Here is a 17,089-nt window from a genome sequence, read left to right as displayed (position 1 = left end):
GAAGCTCCTTCTCCTACCCGACCGCCGACCGTCGACCGCCGCGAACAAAACGCGCCAACCCGCAGATAGCCGTATGTCTCAGCAGGGTCGGTCCGCACACCGAACCCGAAGGCAAGTCCGCATCCATCAGGGGCCTCCGAGGGACGCAATCCCCCGAGGGACATACGAGATATTTACTCTTAGAATATAGGAAAAGCCTCATACCGGCCTGCTCGCTACGTCGCGTGGAGGTTCCATGGCCGGTTTCCTCGTGCATCTGGACGCGAACACCGGACTCTCGTCCACGCACGCCCTCGTCATCGGTGTCGGAGCGTACGCGCACCTGCACGATGGGCCTGCACCCACGAGTCATCCGGGCGCCGTCGGGATGCGGCAGCTGTCCTCGCCGCCCCTTTCGGCACGCACGTTCGCGAGCTGGATGATCAACGAGTACCACGACGAGGCCCGGCCGTTGGGGAGCCTGGCACTCCTGCTGAGCGAGGCGGCTCCCGCTCCCTTCGTCAACCCCAGGACGCAGGAGCAGCATGCCGTGGCAGGGGCGACCATCGACAGTATCGAGGCCGCCGTCAGGGAGTGGAAGGCCCGCGGCGACCACGACGAGGCCCGGCTGGTCTTCTATTTCTGCGGTCACGGTGTCTCGCTCGGGCTCGACACCTCCCTGATGGCGTCGGACATGTTCGCCGACCAGAACAGCCCGCTGAACGGAGCGCTGCACTTCGAGGCGCTGGCGAGAGGGCTCAACAGCTGCCGGGCCGCACAGCAGGTGTTCTTCGTGGACGCCTGCCGGGCCGGATCCGACGCCCTTGTGAAGCAGGTGGGCACAGACACTCTCGGCCGGGTCCCGATCGCCGGGAACCAGCGACCCGAAGGATTCGTGAGGCGGGAGCATGCCGTCTACTTCGCGACACTGCACGGCGAGGAGTCCTTCGCCCGCGCCGGCAGCGTAAGTCTGTTCACCGACGCACTGCTGCGGAGCTTTGACGGCTCCGGCAGCGAGAACACGGAGGGCCGCGTCTGGCGGGTGTCCACCATCACCCTCATGCACGCCATCAGCCGGTTCATGAAGGAGCCTCCGTTCGCGGGCGTTCTCGCGGGAAGCTCGGTACCGGCGAGCCCTGAGTCGTTCGACTTCGACTTCCACGAGCTGCGGAAGGATCCGGTCGTCCCGGTGTACATCGGCTGCAGGCCCAAAGAGGACAATGCGCTCGCCGAGTTCGTCTGCCGGCGCAGCGGGCATCCGGTGCGGCGCCGCAAGCCGCCCGGCCCGGGCGATGAACCCGACCTCGGAGAGTGGGCCCTCTTCCTGCCGCTCGGCCGCTACCGGGTCGAGGCCGTTCTCGGCCCCACGGACGTACGCAAGGACGAACTCGACGCACGCCCTCCGCTGTTCCGCATCGGATTGGCGAGGCCATGAGCACCGCGCTCTCCGTCAGGCTCTTCCTCTCCTCGGCGGGGGAGTCCAATGATGCGGTGATCGTCGGTGACATCCGTCCGGCCGGTCCAACCGGCGACACCCGGCGGGGCATCCTGATCCCATGCGGGACGTCCCCGGAGCCCATCTCGTACCCTGTGGCTCCCGGCCGTTACGTTGTGTCGGCCGCCCTGCCGTCCGGGATGGTGCTGACGCAGAACGCCGTGGTGGTGCCGGGCGAGGAAACCCCCGTGGACTTCGTACTGACGGACTCCCCGTACGAGACGCACAGTTGGCAGTACCTCATGGGCAACATCGAGCCCGGCAGCGTCTACCACAGCCCGGCCACGATCCCCCTCGCCGAGTCGGTCGCCTCCCGGTCCATGGTCGCCCCCGCGTCCCGGCCGGACGCCGTGCTTCCTGAGAGCACCGTGGGCCCGACCCCGATCATCACGTGGATCGGTGACACCACTCCCCCGAGTTGGTCGTTCACTTCGATGCTCCAGCTGGAATGCGACACCCCCGGACTCGCCCGTCTGATCGCCACGAGCGGACCCCGCACACTGCCCGCGCCCGACGTGCCCGGGGAGGCGGTCACGCCGCTGTACCGGTTCGGCCCGAACGGCCCCGTGGCGGCCCCGGGCGAGCCGATCTGCGAGCGGCAGTTCCTGGTCGTGGAGGCCGGCGGATCCGTACGCCTGGTCACCCTTCCGCTGCCTTGGGAGGCCTACGAGGTCGAGGTCCTGGTCAACCTGCGCCAGAGCCCGACCGGCAGTGCTGTCTCCGTGGCCGTCCGCGACCCGGAGGTCGGCGCAGGGCTGGCCTACATGTCGCAGGGCGCCCTGGACACCGCGGCGCGGCTCTTCGCCGATGTCGAGCCGCAGCTCCACACTCGACTTGAGAACCCGCTCGCCGCGGCGGCCGCGGCCTACGTCCTGATCGGCACCGACCACACGCGGGGCGAGACGTACTGGGATCCCTGGCTGAAACGGCTTTCCGACAACGTCCCCTGGCTGGGCGACGGGGCGATCCTGCGAGCAGTACGGCTGCTGCGCCGGGGCCCGGAGAGCCGCAAGCAGGCCCGGGATGGGCTGATCGAGGCGTTCGACCGTGGCATCCCGTTCTACACACTCGGGCTCGCCTGGCTCGTCGAAGGCCTGTCCGCCTTCCCCGACGACACCGATTGCGTGGGCCGGCTCGACCAGGTGCGCAGGCTGTCCTGGCTGGCCGACATGCGCGAGCCGTTCCTGATCCTCGATCTGCGGCAAAGGAGTACCTGATGATCCGGCTCACGATGCTGCCCGCGGAAGACGGGGACTGCCTGCTCCTGGAGTACGGCAACGACGACTTCACGCGGCGCGTTCTCGTCGACGGCGGACGGCGTGGCACCTACCAGCGGATCAAACCGCTGCTCACCGAGCTGGGCGGCGAGATCGACCTGCTCGTGGTGACTCATGTCGATCAGGACCACATCCTCGGGGTGCTGGCCCTGCTCGACGACCCCGAACGCCCCGTGGACTTCGGGGACGTATGGTTCAACGGCTTCGACCATCTCCACGACCGCGAGATCTTCGGCGCGGTGGACGGAGAACTGCTCACCACCGCGCTCATCGCCCAAAACCTCCCCTGGAACAAGGCATTCGACGGCCGAAGTGTCGAGGTGGGCCATCCGCTGACCTGGTTCGACGACGGATCCACCATGGAAGTGCTGGCACCGGACCGTCACCTGCTGGAGTCACTGATCCCCACATGGCGGACGAAGTGCGAAGAGGCCGGTCTGATCCCGGGCGTGGACCCCATGGAGCGCGAACCCATGCCTGGAATCGAACACTTCGGCGCGATCAATGTCGACCAGCTGGCCGCAGCGCCGTTCAAGCGCGACGGCTCCCCCACCAACCCGACCAGCATCGGCCTGCTGTTCGAGTTCGAGGGAACCCGGATCATCCTCACCGGTGACGCCGACGACCCACGGCTGGTTGCCTCCGTCCGACCGCGCGCCGAGGCCGAGGGCGGCCGGCTGCCCGTCAACGCCCTGAAAGTCGCCCACCACGGCAGCGCCAAGAACCTCTCGAACGACCTCCTCGCCCTCCTCGACTGCGACCGCTACCTGATCTCCACCAACGGAAAAGTCCACGGCCACCCCGACGACATCGCCATCGCCCGCATCCTCAAGCACGGCGGAGCCACGAAGGACCTGGTCTTCAACTACCGCGAACGAGCCTCGAACTGGGACCTCGCCAGCCTCAGGGAACAGTTCGGATACCGCGTGCTGCAGGCACCGGCCAACCGGGACGGCTTCGTCACCATCGAGTTCTGACGCGGTGTCTGGTCCAGTGATTTCGCGTACGGTCCCAGGTCAGGGGTGAGCGTCACGTCACCGTCTTTGACGCCCTCTTCGGCCTCGTCGACGCGATCATCACCTAGTCCCGCCGCCCAAGCCTCTCCTGCTCGGCGTAGAAGAGTCTCATGTGCATGTCTTCCGGGGCAGGATCGACGGACAGGACGTCCAGATCCTCGCGGGAACGGGCAGGAATGCGTATGTCCAGCTGCGCAAGCTCTGCGGCCACCGTCACGAACAGCTCGTCATCGTCGAAGGCGATGTCGTACAAGCAGGCTTCGGAGAAGGTACGCCCGCCCAACTCCGAGTATGTCAACTCCGTGTCGACCTTGATGACCGGCGGCGGCTGCGTCTCCCGCTGCTGCGGGTGTAGCCAGTACCCGTAGAAGTTGCCGTCCTCGTCCTGGGCCACCGCCTTCAGATACGTGGCCATCTGCTCGGATGCCGCGCAGTTGGCCATGATGTCGGGATCGGCGCGCTCTTCCTCACTGAGATAGCTGTGATCGGTCAGCGGATGCAGGGCACCGGGCTCCAAAACGGTGATGCCGAGCTGCTCGAAAGGGTGTCCGCGTCCCTCCCACTGCGCGGTCGCCAGCACGCGTACATCCTCTGGCACGGGGCGCCCGCCCAGCCGCTCCCGGGAGAACGCTTCCAACCGCTCGTCGCACACAGGTGATTCCTCTCGCTGCCCAAGCTGACGCCTCGGCCTCAGAGGTTAATGAGCGGCTCGTGACGGCGTCATGAGCCTCCCGGGCAGCACGCTGCGCGTTGATCAGGTCATCGCCCTGAGCAAGCTGCGTTCCAACACCGGTCTGGCAGGCTGGCTGCGGTCGAGGGCGCGGACGAGTTCGCCCTCCGCAAGGGCTCCACCTACGGCACCGTACTGGTCGACGTCGAAACCGGCCGACTCGTGGACGTGCTGCCCGACCGCACATCTGAGGCCTGTCCTCGTTCGACCTGCTCCGGACTCGCACCCTCACCGATCTGTGATGTCGCGCGACCACGGCTCCCGACCGGTCGCCAGGTGGCACCGTGGATCAGCGCGTCACGGAACGAGCGATGCGGAATCCGACGTCGTCGACCCGAAACGTGGGGTGACTGCGACGCCTTACAGAGACCCGGCAGCTCCAGTGCTCGTCGAACCAGCCGCCGCCTCGCAGAACTCGGTAGGTGCCGTAGACCTCGGGGTCGTAGATGTCCCAGCACCACTCCCACACGTTGCCGAGCATGTCATGAAAGCCCCAGAGATTGGGGCGCTTGACTCCCACCTCGTGGATGGTCTCCACCGAGTTGCCGCGATGCCAGGCGATCTCGTCGAGGGAGCCATAACGCGGTCCCGCCGTACTGGCCCGGCAGGCGTGCTCCCACTCCGCTTCGGTTGGCAGCCGGTACCCGTCGGCCGATGCGTCCCATTCAATGTCTTCGCCGCCGACCTGCCGGTAGGCGGGCGTGAACCCCTTACGTTGCGACAAGGCGTTGCAGAATTGGACCGCGTCCCACCAGGAGACGCCCTCGACGGGCAGATGGTCCCCACGGGCGGTGCTTGGACGCTCGCCGCTCACCTGCGCGTACAGCACCTGGGTGATGGGGTACGTGCCAAGCTGGTAGGGGTCCAGCTCGACCGCCCAACTCCGCTGTGTCCGCCGGTCCGAAAGCGTGACCTGCCTGGCCGGAACCGGGATCATCTCGGGCCCCGCACTCGCATCCATGAGCAGACGATCTTACCGGTGCTTTCACGAAACTGCGGACAGAGCCTTGAATCTCCCCACCCTGCGCCCAGGGGTGGGACAGACATGCTCACCGAGACTCCCCAGGCATAGGTCACTTCGCCTGTGGCGGGGCGCCGCAGGTCCGGATTCGCCCGACAGCCGGCCCGTGCTGGAGGCCGGACGAGCGGTCCAGGGTGGGCGGAGCCCATCGCTTGGGAACGCCGCGGCCTGGTGCAGGAAGTCTTGCCCCGTTCAGCAGCGATGAGTATCGCGGTGGCCCCAGGTCTACACGTCAGACCGCTCCATCGCACTCGAATCAGGAGGCATCTTGAAGCTGCTTCTCACGTCCGCAGGCATCAAGAACCCGAGCATCCACGACGCGCTGGTCGGCCTGCTGGGCAAACCGATCGCCGCCTCGAACGCCCTGTGCATCCCTACCGCGGCATACGGGCACCCCCAGGGCACTCCTGCCGGGGCATGGCGTTTCGTCAGCGGACAGTCCCCCTCCACACCCATGTGTGAGCTGGGGTGGAAGTCCCTGGGAGTACTGGAGCTCACCGCGCTGCCCAGCATCGACGAGGAACGCTGGACCTGCTGGGTCCGGGAGGCGGACGTCCTGCTGGTGAATGGCGGCGACGCCCTGTACCTGTGCCACTGGATGCGGCAGTCCGGGCTGGCGGACCTCCTGCCGTCGCTGCACGAGACGGTCTGGGTGGGCCTGAGCGCCGGAAGCATGGTGATGACTCCCCGTATCGGGGAGGACTTCGTCGAGTGGAAGCCGCCCACCGGTGACGACAGCACGCTGGGCATCGTCGACTTTTCGATCTTCCCGCACCTGGACCACGAACTGCTGCCGGAGAACAGCACGGCCGACGCGGAAAGATGGGCTGCCGGCATCCCGGGTCCGGCGTACGCGATCGACGATGACACCGCCATCAAGGTGATCGACGGCACCGTCGAGATCGTCTCCGAGGGGAGGTGGAGGCACTTTCCCTCTTAGGGGGCGCCGTCCAGCGCTCGGCCAGCTCGTCCATGCCCGCCTGCTGCCGACTCATGGCCGAAGACCATGCCCGGAACCTCCGGCTCCGGGCAGCCCTTCCACACCGGTCACATGCGCGTACAGCACGTGAGTCACGGGGTACGTCGCAAGCTCGTAGAGGGCCAACTCGACCGCCCAACTCCGCTGTGTCCGCTGGCGCCCTAGCCCAGGTTTCTCTCCAGGACCTTCAGGTAGCTGTCGATGAAATGGTCCCGCACGCCGTCACTGGCCGGTGCGAGGAGGTCCGCGGTCATTCCGCTCACCCGGTCGGCCAGCGCGCCGATCAGGGGCATGGACTCGCGGATCCTGCCGTGCGAGTCGATGTACCGCAGGGAGTTCACGTGCGTGTAGACGGGCTCCGGCGGCAGCTGCGGAACGATGTCGTTGTTGTTGACGAAGCGGTACATCCGGTTCTTGTAACCCGTGTTGTACGCGGCGGCCAGCGCGGGGTCGCAGGTGCGAGGCTGGCCGAAGGTGTAGACACCGTCCGCCGCCAGACGCGGCTCCTCCAGGTACATACGCGCGCCGGCGAGCATGGCCAGCGCTCCACCGAGGCTGTGCCCCGTGAACCACACGCGCTGGCCGTTGGTGCGGGACTCCTGGAGGGTGGCCATGACATCCGGGTAGATGGAGTCCAGGGCCTCGGCGAAGCCGTAGTGGACGAATCCCGTGCCGTCCGGTCCGCGCCGCGGCGGCGTCGTGGCATCGGTCAGCCAGTCCTTGATCTGGTTCGGTTCCGTGCCACGAAAGGCCGTGATGATCATGTGGTCGCTGACCAGCGTGTACGCCTGTGTGTCCTGGAGCGGGAACGGCGGGGTGAACCGCGTCTCGTGGTGGTGTACCCGGTCGAAGCCCCAGTCGGCTGCCTGCCGCTCGATGGTGGGCTGGTCCTTGTAGGCCAGTGCGCATGCCCGAGCAAGGCAGTAGGCGTGTTCCAGGCTGTAACCGGAGGCGCGGTGATCGAGGGCGACAGGAGCGGTCACGGGTTCCCTTTCTACGGTCGGACGGAGGGTCGCTTCGCAGGGCGAGAGCTACGCCCGTCGTATCGCCCGTCCACGACGACCACAGGTCCGACACGGCTTGAAGCCTGCGCCCCGTACCGAATTCACCCGTCGGACCCAAGGCGCCGTACGCGTTTGCCGCGATGCCGATCGGGCTTGGTCGCTCTCGAACCACCTGAGCCACCAGACCATGGACCCACAAGGCGTCACCGGGCGTGCGGCAGCGCGAACGTGAGCGCTGGTGCACCTACAGCATCGTCTCGATCCCGACGATCAGCATGGTCACCACTGTCTCGAACAGCGCATCCGGCGATTCGACGGAGGACTCCGCCACGACGCGCCGCAGGTGCGGCAGTTCCTCGTCCGGCGTAAGCGGCGGGATCCCTGTCCACGCCGCCGGATCCGCCCCGGCCGGCGGCCGATCGTGCCAGGCGTCCCACACCTCAGCGAACCCGGCCACGTGTAGCACGGTGATCGACCAGGCCCGGTGGGCGTCTTGAGGCCGCAACCCGATGGCGAGGAAGAACGCCACCAACGCGTCGTCGGCACGCAGCATGTCCGGCGCGGCGAACGGGGTCAGATCCTCGGCGCGGGCGAGGGCCAGCATCCCTGGATGGGCCCGATACCAAGAGCGCAACTCCCGGCAATACGTACGCAGGCTCTCCCGCCATCGCCGGGGATCGAGCCGTGGCGCGGGTCGATCGGCCTGGCAGGCGGCCACGATCTCGCTGAGCAGGTCGCGGCGATCGGCCACGTAGTTGTACAGCGCACGCGGCGACACACCGAGTTGTTGACCCACATTGCGCATGGTCAGGTCGGCCGGGCCTGTGTCCCCGAGGAGCTCCAGAGCCGCGCGGGCGATCCTCTCCCTGGTCAGGGTGGGCCGTCCCTTGCGGAACTCGGGCCGTCTGCGGCGCCCGACGGCGAGTGGTGGCTCCGGGGTGGCGGCGGCCCGGTGTCTGGTCCGTTGGGCACGCGGTCAATCGTAGCGAGCTCTTGAACTTCACGGTTCGTTGACTTTAAGGATCATGAGCAGAGAGATAGGGCAAGGCCCACGAAGACTCTGTCTGGAGGATGCGTATGCAGTGGTCGCTGATCATCAGGTACGGCGTCGGGTATGGGCTGGTGCTGAGCGTCCTGTTCACCGCGGCGACATTCGCTGGGGTAGCGACCAGCCGGGACTTCCTTCTCGACGACTATCCACCGGCCATCCAGGAGCGGTACGGCAAGCCCAAGAGTGCACGGGGCCGACGGGTAGCAGGGCTCGTCGGCATGGTCGTCTGGGGGGCGTGTGGTGTTCCCCTGCTGACGGCAGCAATGATCGGCTTGGACGCGGCGCTGGACGACGGTCTGACCTTCTTGCCCGCGGCACTCTGCGCGGCGCTCGTCTTCGCGACACTGACCGTCTACGACCTGGTGGTTCTCGACTGGATCATTTTCGCGGGCTCTCCCGCCTCCAAGGCCAGTGCGCGCCCACCGCCCAATGCCATACGACTCCGGCCGACCGGCCGGTCGAGGGTGCGCGGCTGGTGCGTCAGTGCGCGACGGGAGAACCCGCACACCCGTGACGAACCGGCCCGGCATACGGTCGTTCACACCCGGTATTCCACGAGCACCGTCGTCTCTCTGTAGCCACGTATGCGCCGACCCCGCTCGGGTCGGCGCTCCTGCGGGAGCTGCCGCCTGTCTGACTCCCGGCGGGGACGGGACGCTGCTCCTCTCGTGCCGGACCGCATCCGGTGCGGAGGGCGGAACGGACAGTGGTGCCCCATCTGTCTCCCGCAGACGTACGAGTTGATGGTGTGCGACCAGCGGTCGGAGCGGCCGTCTCCATGGGACATAGACGACTTGTAGATCGAGCGTTGGTCGACTGGAAACAGACTGGCACCAGAAGACGCGTGAGGAACGAAGCAGTCCGACCCCCGCAAAGGGGCGGGGCGGACGACGGACTGCCAGTGACGGACAACGGCCCGCAGAGGCAGACGTGACAGCAATCCAGGAGATCGAGTGCCCATACCCTCGCGATCCAGACACTCCGCACCATACGACGGAACGACCCCGGTCACGGCCGACCGCACCCAACCGTTCAGCGCCCACTCCTTGAAGGAGCCCCGTCCTTCCATGGGCACAATCGTCCGCCCCCATTGTCGTCCTGGCGCGACGCCGCCCACATCGCCGCCGTGGTCCGCCGGATCCCCGGCGGGTCGGGACCCAAGCGACGCCGGCACGATCATCACGGCGTCCCCAGCCGCTCGCTGACGCCCTGGAGGGCCCGTGTCCACAGACCACATAGTCCAGGGCGGTGGCTTCGCTGCCGACTCCGGAACGACGGAACTCTAACTGGACTGTCACGTCGTCATGGGCCAGGACTCCTGTCTCACGCTCCGGCTGCGGTTCATCTACCGCATGAGCGACCCGTATGTCGTGAGCCTCGCATTCCCCAGCGGGTCCCCCGATCTCCCCCCTGTCGTCTGGGAGTTGTCACGCGAGCTGTTGTGGGAGGGCATTCGGCGTCCGGCCGGCCTGGGGAGCGTCCGGATCTGGCCACCCTGCTGCCGATGTGGTGGCGGACAACTGCGCATCCTCCTCAAGGAGGCGGGGGAAACGGCGCTGCTGGAGGTTCCGTTCTCGAAGCTGTACGTCTGGCTCGTCTCGGACAGTTTCGGCCTGGTGTCGATGGGGACCGAGAGCGGTCTGATCGACTGGGACGCCGTAGTACGACGACTGCGCAACGACCGGTGAATCCACCACCACCGAGGAAGGTCCAGTCACCAGGACCGGCGCGGCGACCGCCATCTGCCCGGGCACATGAGTGACCGGGCCACGCAGCCGACGCTGACCTACGTGGCCCGGTCACTGTTCCTGAGCCCTTATGGGCGGACGCGGATGATCGTCTTGCCCTTGGGCCGGTCGGTCGGGTTGAAGGCCGCGACGGCATCGTCGAGGGGGGCCACGTTACCGATGTTCGTCCGCAGCCGACCATCCCGGACCCGCTGGACGATCTCACCCAGTTGGGCGCGATCGGACTCGACGACGAAGTCGATCGCCAGGCCGTCAGCCGGCCGGGCCTCGGGCGGACCGGCGATGGTCACCAGCGTTCCTCCGGCGCGAATCACGCCTGCGGACCGCTTGCCGATGTCTCCGCCGATGACGTCGAACACCAAATCGACCCCATCGATGTCGTCCAGGTCGTCGTTGTCGAGGTCGACGAATTCCTTCGCGCCGTAGTCGAGTGCCGTCTGACGGTCGGCAGCGCGACCGGTGCCGATGACGTACCCACCCGCCTCGCGCGCCAGCTGAGTCACCATCGATCCGACTCCGCCGGCCGCACCATGCACGAGGACGCTCTGCCCCGCCTGTAGGCGGCCGTGCACGAACAGCCCTTGCCAGGCGGTCAGGCCGGAGATCGGCAGAGACGCGCCCACCGTGAAGTCGACATCGCCCGGCAGCGGTGCGAGGTTGCGTGCCTCGACAGCCGCGTACTCCGCCAGTGTGCCGTCGCGAGTCCAGTCCGTGAGGCCGAACACCCGCTGTCCCACCGACAGTCCCGTCGTGCCGTAGCCGAGGGCGGTGACCACTCCGGCCAGCTCGTGTCCGGGAATCGAAGGCGTCCGGTCACGGCCGAGGCGATCGGTCCAGTTCGAGGGCCACGTCAGTTCACCGGGAGTGAATCCTGATGCGTGAACCCGAACGAGGACGTCGTTCCCCGCCGCCTCCGGCTCGGGCCGCTCCACCAGCGTCATCCCGGCCGTTCCCGCGGCCTGATCCGTCACCACAATCGCCTTCATGCGGCACCTCCCGCCATCCGGTCCATGCCTGCACGATATCCAGTCCATGCTGGCACGGCATTTTCGGTTTACGAGTAATAGCGACGCCGGATTCCGGTGTCTTACCACGCTGAACGACAAGGCGTGGGGCGCGAGGGCAGTGAGAAGCGGAGGCGCAAAGCGAAGTCGTCGGTAAGACCGCGCGGAAGATCGGCGCCTATGAGATGGACACAAGTGCATCGTTCAACACAGAGGAGCACACATCATGACCAGCGGAATTCATGACAACGGACAGATCACCCGCGAACCGAACAGCGAGACGGCCGTACTGGCCGGCGGGTGTTTCTGGGGTATGGAGGACCTCATTCGCCGGCAGCCCGGCGTGTTGGGCACGCGCGTCGGATATACCGGTGGAGAGAACGACCACGCGACGTACCGCAACCACCCCGGCCACGCGGAAGCGATCGAGGTCGTCTTCGATCCCACGCAGACGACCTACCGCGACATCCTGGCGTTCTTCTTCCAGATCCACGACCCGTCGACCCTGAACCGCCAGGGAAACGACATCGGCACGAGCTACCGCTCGGCGATCTTCCCCCTGTCTCCCGAGCAGGAGCGGGTCGCTCGCGACACGATCGCGGATGTCGACGCGTCAGGTCTGTGGCCGGGTAAGGCCGTGACTACGATCGAGCCGGCCGGCCCCTTCTGGGAGGCGGAGCCCGAGCATCAGGACTACCTCGTCAAGTACCCGCACGGCTATACGTGCCACTTCCCGCGCAAGGACTGGGTGTTGCCCAGGCGCGCTGCAACATCTGACTGAGGGAACCCTGCCCCATGGGTGCCGCGACCACGCCGGACGAGAAGGGCGACGACGTCACTGATGATTTGCCAGCAGAAGCTGTGCGCATGACATTCGAGCAGGTGCTGGAGAAGGTGCGGTACGAAGGCGCGTACCCCACCCGTGCACAGGCCGAGGAGGTCGTGCGCACCGTGCTGGCCGCCTTCGGGCGCCAGCTCACAGGCGATGAGCGAGAGGAGCTTGTCGCCAGGCTGCCCCATGAGGCGGCTGTCTCCTTCGTATCCGAAGTCCCGGCCGCCGAACCTCTCACCGGCCGAGACTTCGTCAAAGACCTGGCGTCCCGCACGGGCGGCACGACAGCCACCACCCGCTGGAACACCAGCACCGTCCTACGCGTCGTGGCCCAGCTCGCCGGCGAGGAGCTCATCCGTCGCATCATCGCCCGGCTTCCCCCTGGCTACGCCCTGCTCTTCGGCCGCGCCGAGCTCACGGCGGCCTGAAGCGAAGGGACGACGCGCTGCGGACCACGGTGCTACCGACGAACGGAAGGATCTCATCGTGTCTTTGGTCGTCAGACAAATGGCCGACTCCTACCCAGGCCCCCGGCCGGTCTTCGGTGACGCGTTGATCGAGTGCATCGAGGCATGCGTCGCCTGCTTCCAGGCCTGCGCTGCGTGTGCCGATGCCTGCATGGCGGAGCCTGACATCGTCTCTTTGTTCAAGTGCATACGGTCCGACCTCGACTGTTCTGACGTGTGTGCCGCCACGACGACCGTCCTGTCGCGTCGCACAACTGTCGACCTGACGGTCACCCGGACTGCGGTCGAGGCATGTCTTGCCTCATGTATCGCGTGTGCCGAGGAGTGCGAACTGCATGCTGCACACCATGAACACTGCCGCATCTGCGCCGAAGCCTGCCGACGGTGTGAGGAGGCGTGCCGACGACTCCTGGCGGTGCTTCCGAGTTCTTCGTAGCGGCACCGACGGAATCTGGTGCGGTGGAGGAGAATAGGTCCCGGCCAAAGGAGGATGTGCCTCAGCGCTCGCTAGGAAGAAAGGATCCGGCTCGGTTTGAGTTCCCCACACGTCGCGCGGGACGGGGTACAGGTGGTACAGCTCCTCGTGTCGCCGGTGCACCGGTTCTCCGGGCGGCCTGCTCAAGGGCCGGCATCAGACCCCGTCGGCGGGCTGGTGCAGGAGGTTCACGTACGCCGCCACCTCGGAATCGTCGGCGATCGGTACTTCGCCAAGCCGGCTCACCGGGACGCGTCTGTGACCATCATGGCGGAAGAGAACCTCCCCACCAGCATCAATCCGGCTGTCGACCTCCGAATGACGCGCCGGAACATCCTGCTCCGTGGCATCGACATCGACGCCTACCTCGATCAGATCGTGGAGCTCGACACCGGCCACGGCCCCGTCGTGTTCGCCCTCAACCGCGCGGCCCGGCCCTGTGCATGGATGGACGCCGTCATCGGGCCGGGAGCGCAGCGCGCGCTGCGCGGCAAAGGCGGTGTACGGTGCACGCCGCTGTCGGACGGCGTGCTCCGTGTCGGCGATGCGGACTTCCGCGTGATCGGGCCGCGCGTGCGGAAGTAGTTCGACAGCCGTACACGGCCCGGCGAGGTCAACCGCTCACGGGATACCGGCTGGTGATCGCGACGCGGTTGAATGCGTTCATCACGGTTGCCAGCCAGGAGATTCCCGAGATCTGGTCTGCGGTGAGGACGGCCGCGGCAACGTTGTAGTCCTCGTCGCTGACGTGTCCGTCCGGCACGCGCGTGATCGCCTCGGTCAGGCGGAGGGCGGCTCGGTCGGTCTCGGAGAAGTAGCCGGTCTCTTCCCATGCTGGGAGCACGGCGATCCGATCGGGGTTCTCGCCCTTCTTGAGAGCGTCGCGAGTGTGCATGCGCAGGCAGAACGCGCAGCCGTTGATCTGCGAGGTGCGGATCCTCAAGAGTTCGATCAGGAGGGGGTCCAGACCCGCCGCATGCACAGCTTCTTCCACCTCCGACGACAGGGCCAACAGCGCCTTGTATGCGGACGGGTGCTGCTTGCCGATGTTGACTCGTGCGATGTCAGTCATGGTTCCTTCAATGCGTGCGTGTGGCCTGCGTTCGCCCTTGAGGCGCGCCTTGGTGTGGCCAACTGTGTTCCGGCAGGGCCGGATTCGTGCCCCGCCGGTCGTCTGTCGCGTGTCCCCGCGTTACGACTTCGCGTCGTCCACCTTGAGTTCGTCCCCGGTGTTGGAGACGAAGACGACCAGAAGCCTGGCCCGCTCGGTCCGGCTGGTGTTCTCCGTGAGGACATGGTGGGCGCCCGGCTGCTCGACCCAGTTCTCGCCCTGGTGGTAGGTGGTGACGGGCTTGTCGCCGAGCTTGCTGCGCACAGTACCTTCGAGAACGTAGGCGTAGACGAAGGCCTGGCCGTGCCGGTGCGGTGTCGCGCGTGCGTTGGGCGGGAAGTCGACGACCGATGACGTGAATGTCTTGCCCTTCACATTGGGAAGGGCCTGCTCGAGCAGTGGGGTCAGTGTTTCGGAGGGGTGGCTCGTCGTCGCGGCCGAGGCAGGAGCCTGTGCGTGAGCCGGCTGGTCGGTGGGCGAGCAGGCCGTGGCCGCGGTCAATGTGGCAACGGCCAGCAGGCCACCGGCGATCCGCATTCGAATCACGATCGGGCTCCTGTTCAGTCTTCCGTGACGCGGATGATTGTCTTGCCGGCGGTCGGCGTTCCGGGAGCGAACGCGGCGGCTGCTTCGGCAAGGGGACGCACTGCGCCGACGGTTGTCCTGAGTCGGCCGTCCCTTACCCGCTGGGCCAGATCGGTGAGCCGGGCGCGGTCGGGTTCGACGACGAAGAAGACCGTCCGCCCCTCCTTGGGCTGGACCTTGGGCGGCGTGGCGATGGTGACGAGCGTGCCGCCGGCGCGTACCAGGGCGGCGGACCGGTAGAGGATGTCGCCGCCGATGACGTCGAACACGAGGTCGGCCTGGCCCGCGTCCTCCAACTTCTCGGATTGCAGGTCCAGGAAGGTGTCGACGCCGAGGTCGAGTGCCCTGTCCCGGTGGGAGGCACGGCCGGTGCCGATGACGTGGGCTCCGGCCTCTCGGGCGAGCTGTACCGCGAGCGAGCCGACGCCGCCCGCGGCACCGTGGATCACGACGGTCTGGCCGACGGTAAGGCGGCCATGGTCGAACAGGGCCTGCCAGGCGGTCAGTCCGGAGATCGGCAGTGCGGCGGCCACGGTGTGATCGATGTCCGCCGGCAGCGGGGCGAGGTTGCGGGCTTCCACCGCGGTGTACTCGGCGAGCGTGCCGTCGCGGGCCCAGTCGGCCACTCCGAACACCCGCTGTCCGACGCTCAGGCCGGTGGTGCCGTACCCCAGCTCTACGACGACACCGGACAGCTCGTGCCCGGGTACGCTCGGCGTCCGGTCGCGGCCGGCGCGATCCGTCCACGTCGCCGGCCAGTCCAACTCGCCGGGTGTGAAGCCCGAGGCGTGCACTCGCACGACGACGTCGTTCTCGGCCGCGTGGGGGTAGGGCATGTCCGTCAGTGACATCCCTGCAAGACCGGCGTCACGGTCTTGCACAGTGATGGCTTGCATACAGGTCCTTACTGGGAGGGGCGACTCAAGCCCATGGCCCGTTCACACGCAGGGCTCATGGCGGCTCGTCCACGGGAAGTCGCCGCAGGCGGATGTATGCCGTGTTCGCACGGTCGATCTCATCTGCCTGCGCGCATCCCTTTGTCGCCCGTCTTGCTTTCTCACCAGGGAGACGAGGCAGCCCCTCCGGGTGTGACAGCTAGACGCGCATGAGTTTGTCGGGGTTGATGACCCGGCGGTACGCGCTGATCAGACCGTCTGTGATCTGGACCGTGTCCACGGAGTAGACCCGGCTCTCGCGGTAGAAGACCAGGGCCAGCTCGCCACCGACCTCGGCGAAGTCGATGCGGTCCGGATGCCACTGGCGCCCCACACGCACCATGACCTCGGCGACGCGCTCGCCGCCGTGGATGAGCTTGCGGGCCGCGGAGACATTGCCGCCGCCGTCGGTGACGTAGACGACGTCCGGATGCAGGAGTCCCACCAGGCCGGCCATGTCCCCGGCCTCGTACGCGGCACGGAAAGCCGCGAGGATGCGTTCACGCTCCGCCTTCGAGGCCTGCGGAGTGGACTCCTTCGCCTTGGCCACCCTGCGTCGACCCCGCGAGGCGAGCTGGCGGGCGCCGGGCACGGAAACGTCCAGCACTTCGGCGATCTTGCCGAATTCGAGCCCGAAGACGTCGTGCAGGACGAAGGCCACCCGCTCCGGTGGGGACAGCTCCTCCATGATCAGGAGCATCGCGGAACTGACGGACTCGTCGACGAGTACCGGCTGCGACGCGTCCGGACCCGTCAGCAGCGGCTCCGGCAGCCACGGTCCGACATAGGTCTCCCGTCGGAACCGGGCACTCTTGAGAATGTCGTACGACCGCCGCGCGGCCACCGTCATCAGCCAAGCTTGCAGGTCAGCGATGTCTTGCAGATCCGCTCCGGCGGCCCGCAGCCACACATCCTGGGTCACGTCCTCGGCGTCGGCCACGCTCCCGAGCAACCGGTAGGCCACACCGAAAACCGCAGGCCGGTAGGCCTCCCACCCGGCTCCGAGCGTGTCCTCCCGCTCAGACCGTCGGGGTTCGTTCCCGTCACGCATGCAGATCGCAACCTCCTCCGGCTTGCGAACCCAGCGTAGCCATCCGAACCCGAGATCAATGACGAACTCCTTGCTCGCGCGGAGACGGGGTGCCGGGCGGGCCGTGGGGGGAGGCACGGTCCGCCCGGCTGCTCAGGTGGATCAGGCGGCGGAGAAGTGGAGCCGGTCCGCCATGAGGCCGCAACTAGTCGGAAATGTGAAGGGGCTTGCCGGCCAGGGCCAGGTGGGCCTCGCCGAGCGCCTCGTTCTGCGTCGGGTGGGCGTGGACGAGCTGGGCGACCTCGGCCGGCAGCGCCTCCCAGTTGTAGATCAGCTGGGCCTCGCCGACC

The 17,089-nt window shown here is 67.2% G+C and carries 19 protein-coding genes and 1 pseudogene; 10 read left to right on the top strand and 10 right to left on the bottom strand.

Going from position 1 to position 17,089, the window contains the following annotated elements; all coding sequences use genetic code 11:
* The first annotated feature begins 235 nt into the window (after nucleotides 1–235).
* From IE325_RS37710 to IE325_RS37700, 3 genes are read left to right on the top strand one after another with little or no spacing between them, the layout of a single operon-like run.
* Complete coding sequence (locus IE325_RS37710) at nucleotides 236–1,414, top strand: caspase family protein (RefSeq protein WP_190074674.1); 1,179 nt, start codon at nucleotides 236–238, stop codon at nucleotides 1,412–1,414.
* Entirely contained in the window at nucleotides 1,411–2,691 is a 1,281-nt protein-coding gene (locus IE325_RS37705; RefSeq protein WP_190074673.1) for a hypothetical protein, read from the top strand. Before IE325_RS37710 ends, IE325_RS37705 begins: the two co-directional genes overlap by 4 nt.
* Nucleotides 2,691–3,728: a ComEC/Rec2 family competence protein gene (locus tag IE325_RS37700; protein ID WP_190074672.1), complete on the top strand. Its 1,038-nt coding sequence runs from the start codon at nucleotides 2,691–2,693 to the stop codon at nucleotides 3,726–3,728. Before IE325_RS37705 ends, IE325_RS37700 begins: the two co-directional genes overlap by 1 nt.
* Nucleotides 3,729–3,831: 103 nt before the next feature.
* On the opposite strand, the gene IE325_RS37695 is transcribed toward IE325_RS37700, so the two are convergent.
* Together IE325_RS37695 and IE325_RS37685 are read right to left on the bottom strand one after the other, a co-directional pair.
* Nucleotides 3,832–4,419 (bottom strand): hypothetical protein, encoded by a 588-nt coding sequence (locus tag IE325_RS37695; RefSeq protein WP_190074671.1) that lies wholly within the window; start codon nucleotides 4,417–4,419, stop codon nucleotides 3,832–3,834.
* 367 nt (nucleotides 4,420–4,786) lie between these two features.
* A complete protein-coding gene (locus tag IE325_RS37685; RefSeq protein ID WP_190074670.1) occupies nucleotides 4,787–5,458 on the bottom strand; it encodes a formylglycine-generating enzyme family protein in 672 nt (223 codons plus the stop codon).
* 328 nt (nucleotides 5,459–5,786) lie between these two features.
* Between IE325_RS37685 and IE325_RS37680 the strand changes: the two genes are divergently transcribed.
* Nucleotides 5,787–6,458 (top strand): Type 1 glutamine amidotransferase-like domain-containing protein, encoded by a 672-nt coding sequence (locus IE325_RS37680; protein ID WP_190074669.1) that lies wholly within the window; start codon nucleotides 5,787–5,789, stop codon nucleotides 6,456–6,458.
* Nucleotides 6,459–6,658: 200 nt separating this feature from the next.
* On the opposite strand, the gene IE325_RS37675 is transcribed toward IE325_RS37680, so the two are convergent.
* Together IE325_RS37675 and IE325_RS46365 are read right to left on the bottom strand one after the other, a co-directional pair.
* Nucleotides 6,659–7,480, bottom strand: coding sequence for a lipase family protein (locus IE325_RS37675; RefSeq protein WP_190074668.1), 822 nt, complete (start codon nucleotides 7,478–7,480; stop codon nucleotides 6,659–6,661).
* Between the two features lie 265 nt (nucleotides 7,481–7,745).
* On the bottom strand, nucleotides 7,746–8,345 hold the full coding sequence (locus tag IE325_RS46365; protein ID WP_373315303.1) for a TetR/AcrR family transcriptional regulator: 600 nt from the start codon (nucleotides 8,343–8,345) through the stop codon (nucleotides 7,746–7,748).
* A 233-nt stretch (nucleotides 8,346–8,578) separates the two neighbouring features.
* Here IE325_RS46365 and IE325_RS37665 point away from each other — a divergent pair, with 233 nt between their 5' ends.
* Together IE325_RS37665 and IE325_RS37660 are read left to right on the top strand one after the other, a co-directional pair.
* Nucleotides 8,579–9,130 carry a hypothetical protein gene (locus IE325_RS37665; RefSeq protein ID WP_190074667.1) on the top strand — a complete coding sequence of 184 codons (552 nt, stop codon included), beginning with the start codon at nucleotides 8,579–8,581 and terminating at the stop codon, nucleotides 9,128–9,130.
* Between the two features lie 726 nt (nucleotides 9,131–9,856).
* Nucleotides 9,857–10,240, top strand: a complete 384-nt coding sequence (locus IE325_RS37660; protein ID WP_190074666.1) for an SsgA family sporulation/cell division regulator — start codon at nucleotides 9,857–9,859, stop codon at nucleotides 10,238–10,240.
* Nucleotides 10,241–10,368: 128 nt separating this feature from the next.
* On the opposite strand, the gene IE325_RS37655 is transcribed toward IE325_RS37660, so the two are convergent.
* Nucleotides 10,369–11,286, bottom strand: coding sequence for an NADP-dependent oxidoreductase (locus IE325_RS37655; RefSeq protein ID WP_190074833.1), 918 nt, complete (start codon nucleotides 11,284–11,286; stop codon nucleotides 10,369–10,371).
* A gap of 244 nt (nucleotides 11,287–11,530) precedes the next feature.
* On the opposite strand from IE325_RS37655, the gene msrA reads away from it, so the two are divergent.
* The 4 genes from msrA to IE325_RS37640 all read left to right on the top strand — a co-directional run bounded on the left by msrA (nucleotide 11,531) and on the right by IE325_RS37640 (nucleotide 13,663).
* Nucleotides 11,531–12,085, top strand: a complete 555-nt coding sequence (gene msrA / locus IE325_RS37650; protein ID WP_190074665.1) for a peptide-methionine (S)-S-oxide reductase MsrA — start codon at nucleotides 11,531–11,533, stop codon at nucleotides 12,083–12,085.
* Nucleotides 12,086–12,171: 86 nt separating this feature from the next.
* Nucleotides 12,172–12,564 (top strand): DUF2267 domain-containing protein, encoded by a 393-nt coding sequence (locus IE325_RS37645; RefSeq protein ID WP_190074664.1) that lies wholly within the window; start codon nucleotides 12,172–12,174, stop codon nucleotides 12,562–12,564.
* Between the two features lie 79 nt (nucleotides 12,565–12,643).
* Entirely contained in the window at nucleotides 12,644–13,039 is a 396-nt protein-coding gene (locus IE325_RS47290) for a four-helix bundle copper-binding protein (protein ID WP_491590976.1), read from the top strand.
* A 132-nt stretch (nucleotides 13,040–13,171) separates the two neighbouring features.
* Nucleotides 13,172–13,663, top strand: coding sequence for a molybdenum cofactor biosysynthesis protein (locus IE325_RS37640; protein WP_229912300.1), 492 nt, complete (start codon nucleotides 13,172–13,174; stop codon nucleotides 13,661–13,663).
* 28 nt (nucleotides 13,664–13,691) lie between these two features.
* Here IE325_RS37640 and IE325_RS37635 read toward each other — a convergent pair whose 3' ends face one another.
* The 5 genes and pseudogenes from IE325_RS37635 to IE325_RS37615 all read right to left on the bottom strand — a co-directional run.
* Nucleotides 13,692–14,150 carry a carboxymuconolactone decarboxylase family protein gene (locus IE325_RS37635; protein ID WP_190074663.1) on the bottom strand — a complete coding sequence of 153 codons (459 nt, stop codon included), beginning with the start codon at nucleotides 14,148–14,150 and terminating at the stop codon, nucleotides 13,692–13,694.
* Nucleotides 14,151–14,270: 120 nt separating this feature from the next.
* Nucleotides 14,271–14,726 (bottom strand): cupin domain-containing protein, encoded by a 456-nt coding sequence (locus IE325_RS37630; protein ID WP_190074831.1) that lies wholly within the window; start codon nucleotides 14,724–14,726, stop codon nucleotides 14,271–14,273.
* Nucleotides 14,727–14,749: 23 nt separating this feature from the next.
* On the bottom strand, nucleotides 14,750–15,670 hold the full coding sequence (locus IE325_RS37625; protein WP_190074662.1) for an NADP-dependent oxidoreductase: 921 nt from the start codon (nucleotides 15,668–15,670) through the stop codon (nucleotides 14,750–14,752).
* A gap of 199 nt (nucleotides 15,671–15,869) precedes the next feature.
* On the bottom strand, nucleotides 15,870–16,760 hold the full coding sequence (gene sigJ / locus IE325_RS37620; protein WP_190074661.1) for an RNA polymerase sigma factor SigJ: 891 nt from the start codon (nucleotides 16,758–16,760) through the stop codon (nucleotides 15,870–15,872).
* Between the two features lie 184 nt (nucleotides 16,761–16,944).
* Nucleotides 16,945–17,089: pseudogene (locus IE325_RS37615) on the bottom strand (dihydrolipoyl dehydrogenase); the annotation flags it as partial.

This window comes from Streptomyces lanatus, from assembly GCF_014655715.1.
GTDB lineage: Bacteria > Actinomycetota > Actinomycetes > Streptomycetales > Streptomycetaceae > Streptomyces > Streptomyces lanatus.
The sequence above is the reverse complement of the archived record's forward strand: the minus strand, read 5'-3'. Positions and strand labels throughout refer to the sequence as shown.

Bases quoted from the DNA above. Each gene is read 5' to 3' on its own strand.
- IE325_RS37710 (WP_190074674.1), top strand. From the start codon at position 236: ATGGCCGGTTTCCTCGTGCATCTGGACGCGAACACCGGACTCTCGTCC.
- IE325_RS37705 (WP_190074673.1), top strand. From the start codon at position 1,411: ATGAGCACCGCGCTCTCCGTCAGGCTCTTCCTCTCCTCGGCGGGGGAG.
- IE325_RS37700 (WP_190074672.1), top strand. From the start codon at position 2,691: ATGATCCGGCTCACGATGCTGCCCGCGGAAGACGGGGACTGCCTGCTC.
- IE325_RS37685 (WP_190074670.1), bottom strand. From the start codon at position 5,458: ATGGATGCGAGTGCGGGGCCCGAGATGATCCCGGTTCCGGCCAGGCAG.
- IE325_RS37665 (WP_190074667.1), top strand. From the start codon at position 8,579: ATGCAGTGGTCGCTGATCATCAGGTACGGCGTCGGGTATGGGCTGGTG.
- IE325_RS37660 (WP_190074666.1), top strand. From the start codon at position 9,857: ATGGGCCAGGACTCCTGTCTCACGCTCCGGCTGCGGTTCATCTACCGC.
- IE325_RS37655 (WP_190074833.1), bottom strand. From the start codon at position 11,286: ATGAAGGCGATTGTGGTGACGGATCAGGCCGCGGGAACGGCCGGGATG.
- msrA (WP_190074665.1), top strand. From the start codon at position 11,531: ATGACCAGCGGAATTCATGACAACGGACAGATCACCCGCGAACCGAAC.
- IE325_RS37645 (WP_190074664.1), top strand. From the start codon at position 12,172: ATGACATTCGAGCAGGTGCTGGAGAAGGTGCGGTACGAAGGCGCGTAC.
- IE325_RS47290 (WP_491590976.1), top strand. From the start codon at position 12,644: ATGGCCGACTCCTACCCAGGCCCCCGGCCGGTCTTCGGTGACGCGTTG.
- IE325_RS37635 (WP_190074663.1), bottom strand. From the start codon at position 14,150: ATGACTGACATCGCACGAGTCAACATCGGCAAGCAGCACCCGTCCGCA.
- IE325_RS37630 (WP_190074831.1), bottom strand. From the start codon at position 14,726: ATGCGGATCGCCGGTGGCCTGCTGGCCGTTGCCACATTGACCGCGGCC.
- IE325_RS37625 (WP_190074662.1), bottom strand. From the start codon at position 15,670: ATGCAAGCCATCACTGTGCAAGACCGTGACGCCGGTCTTGCAGGGATG.
- sigJ (WP_190074661.1), bottom strand. From the start codon at position 16,760: ATGCGTGACGGGAACGAACCCCGACGGTCTGAGCGGGAGGACACGCTC.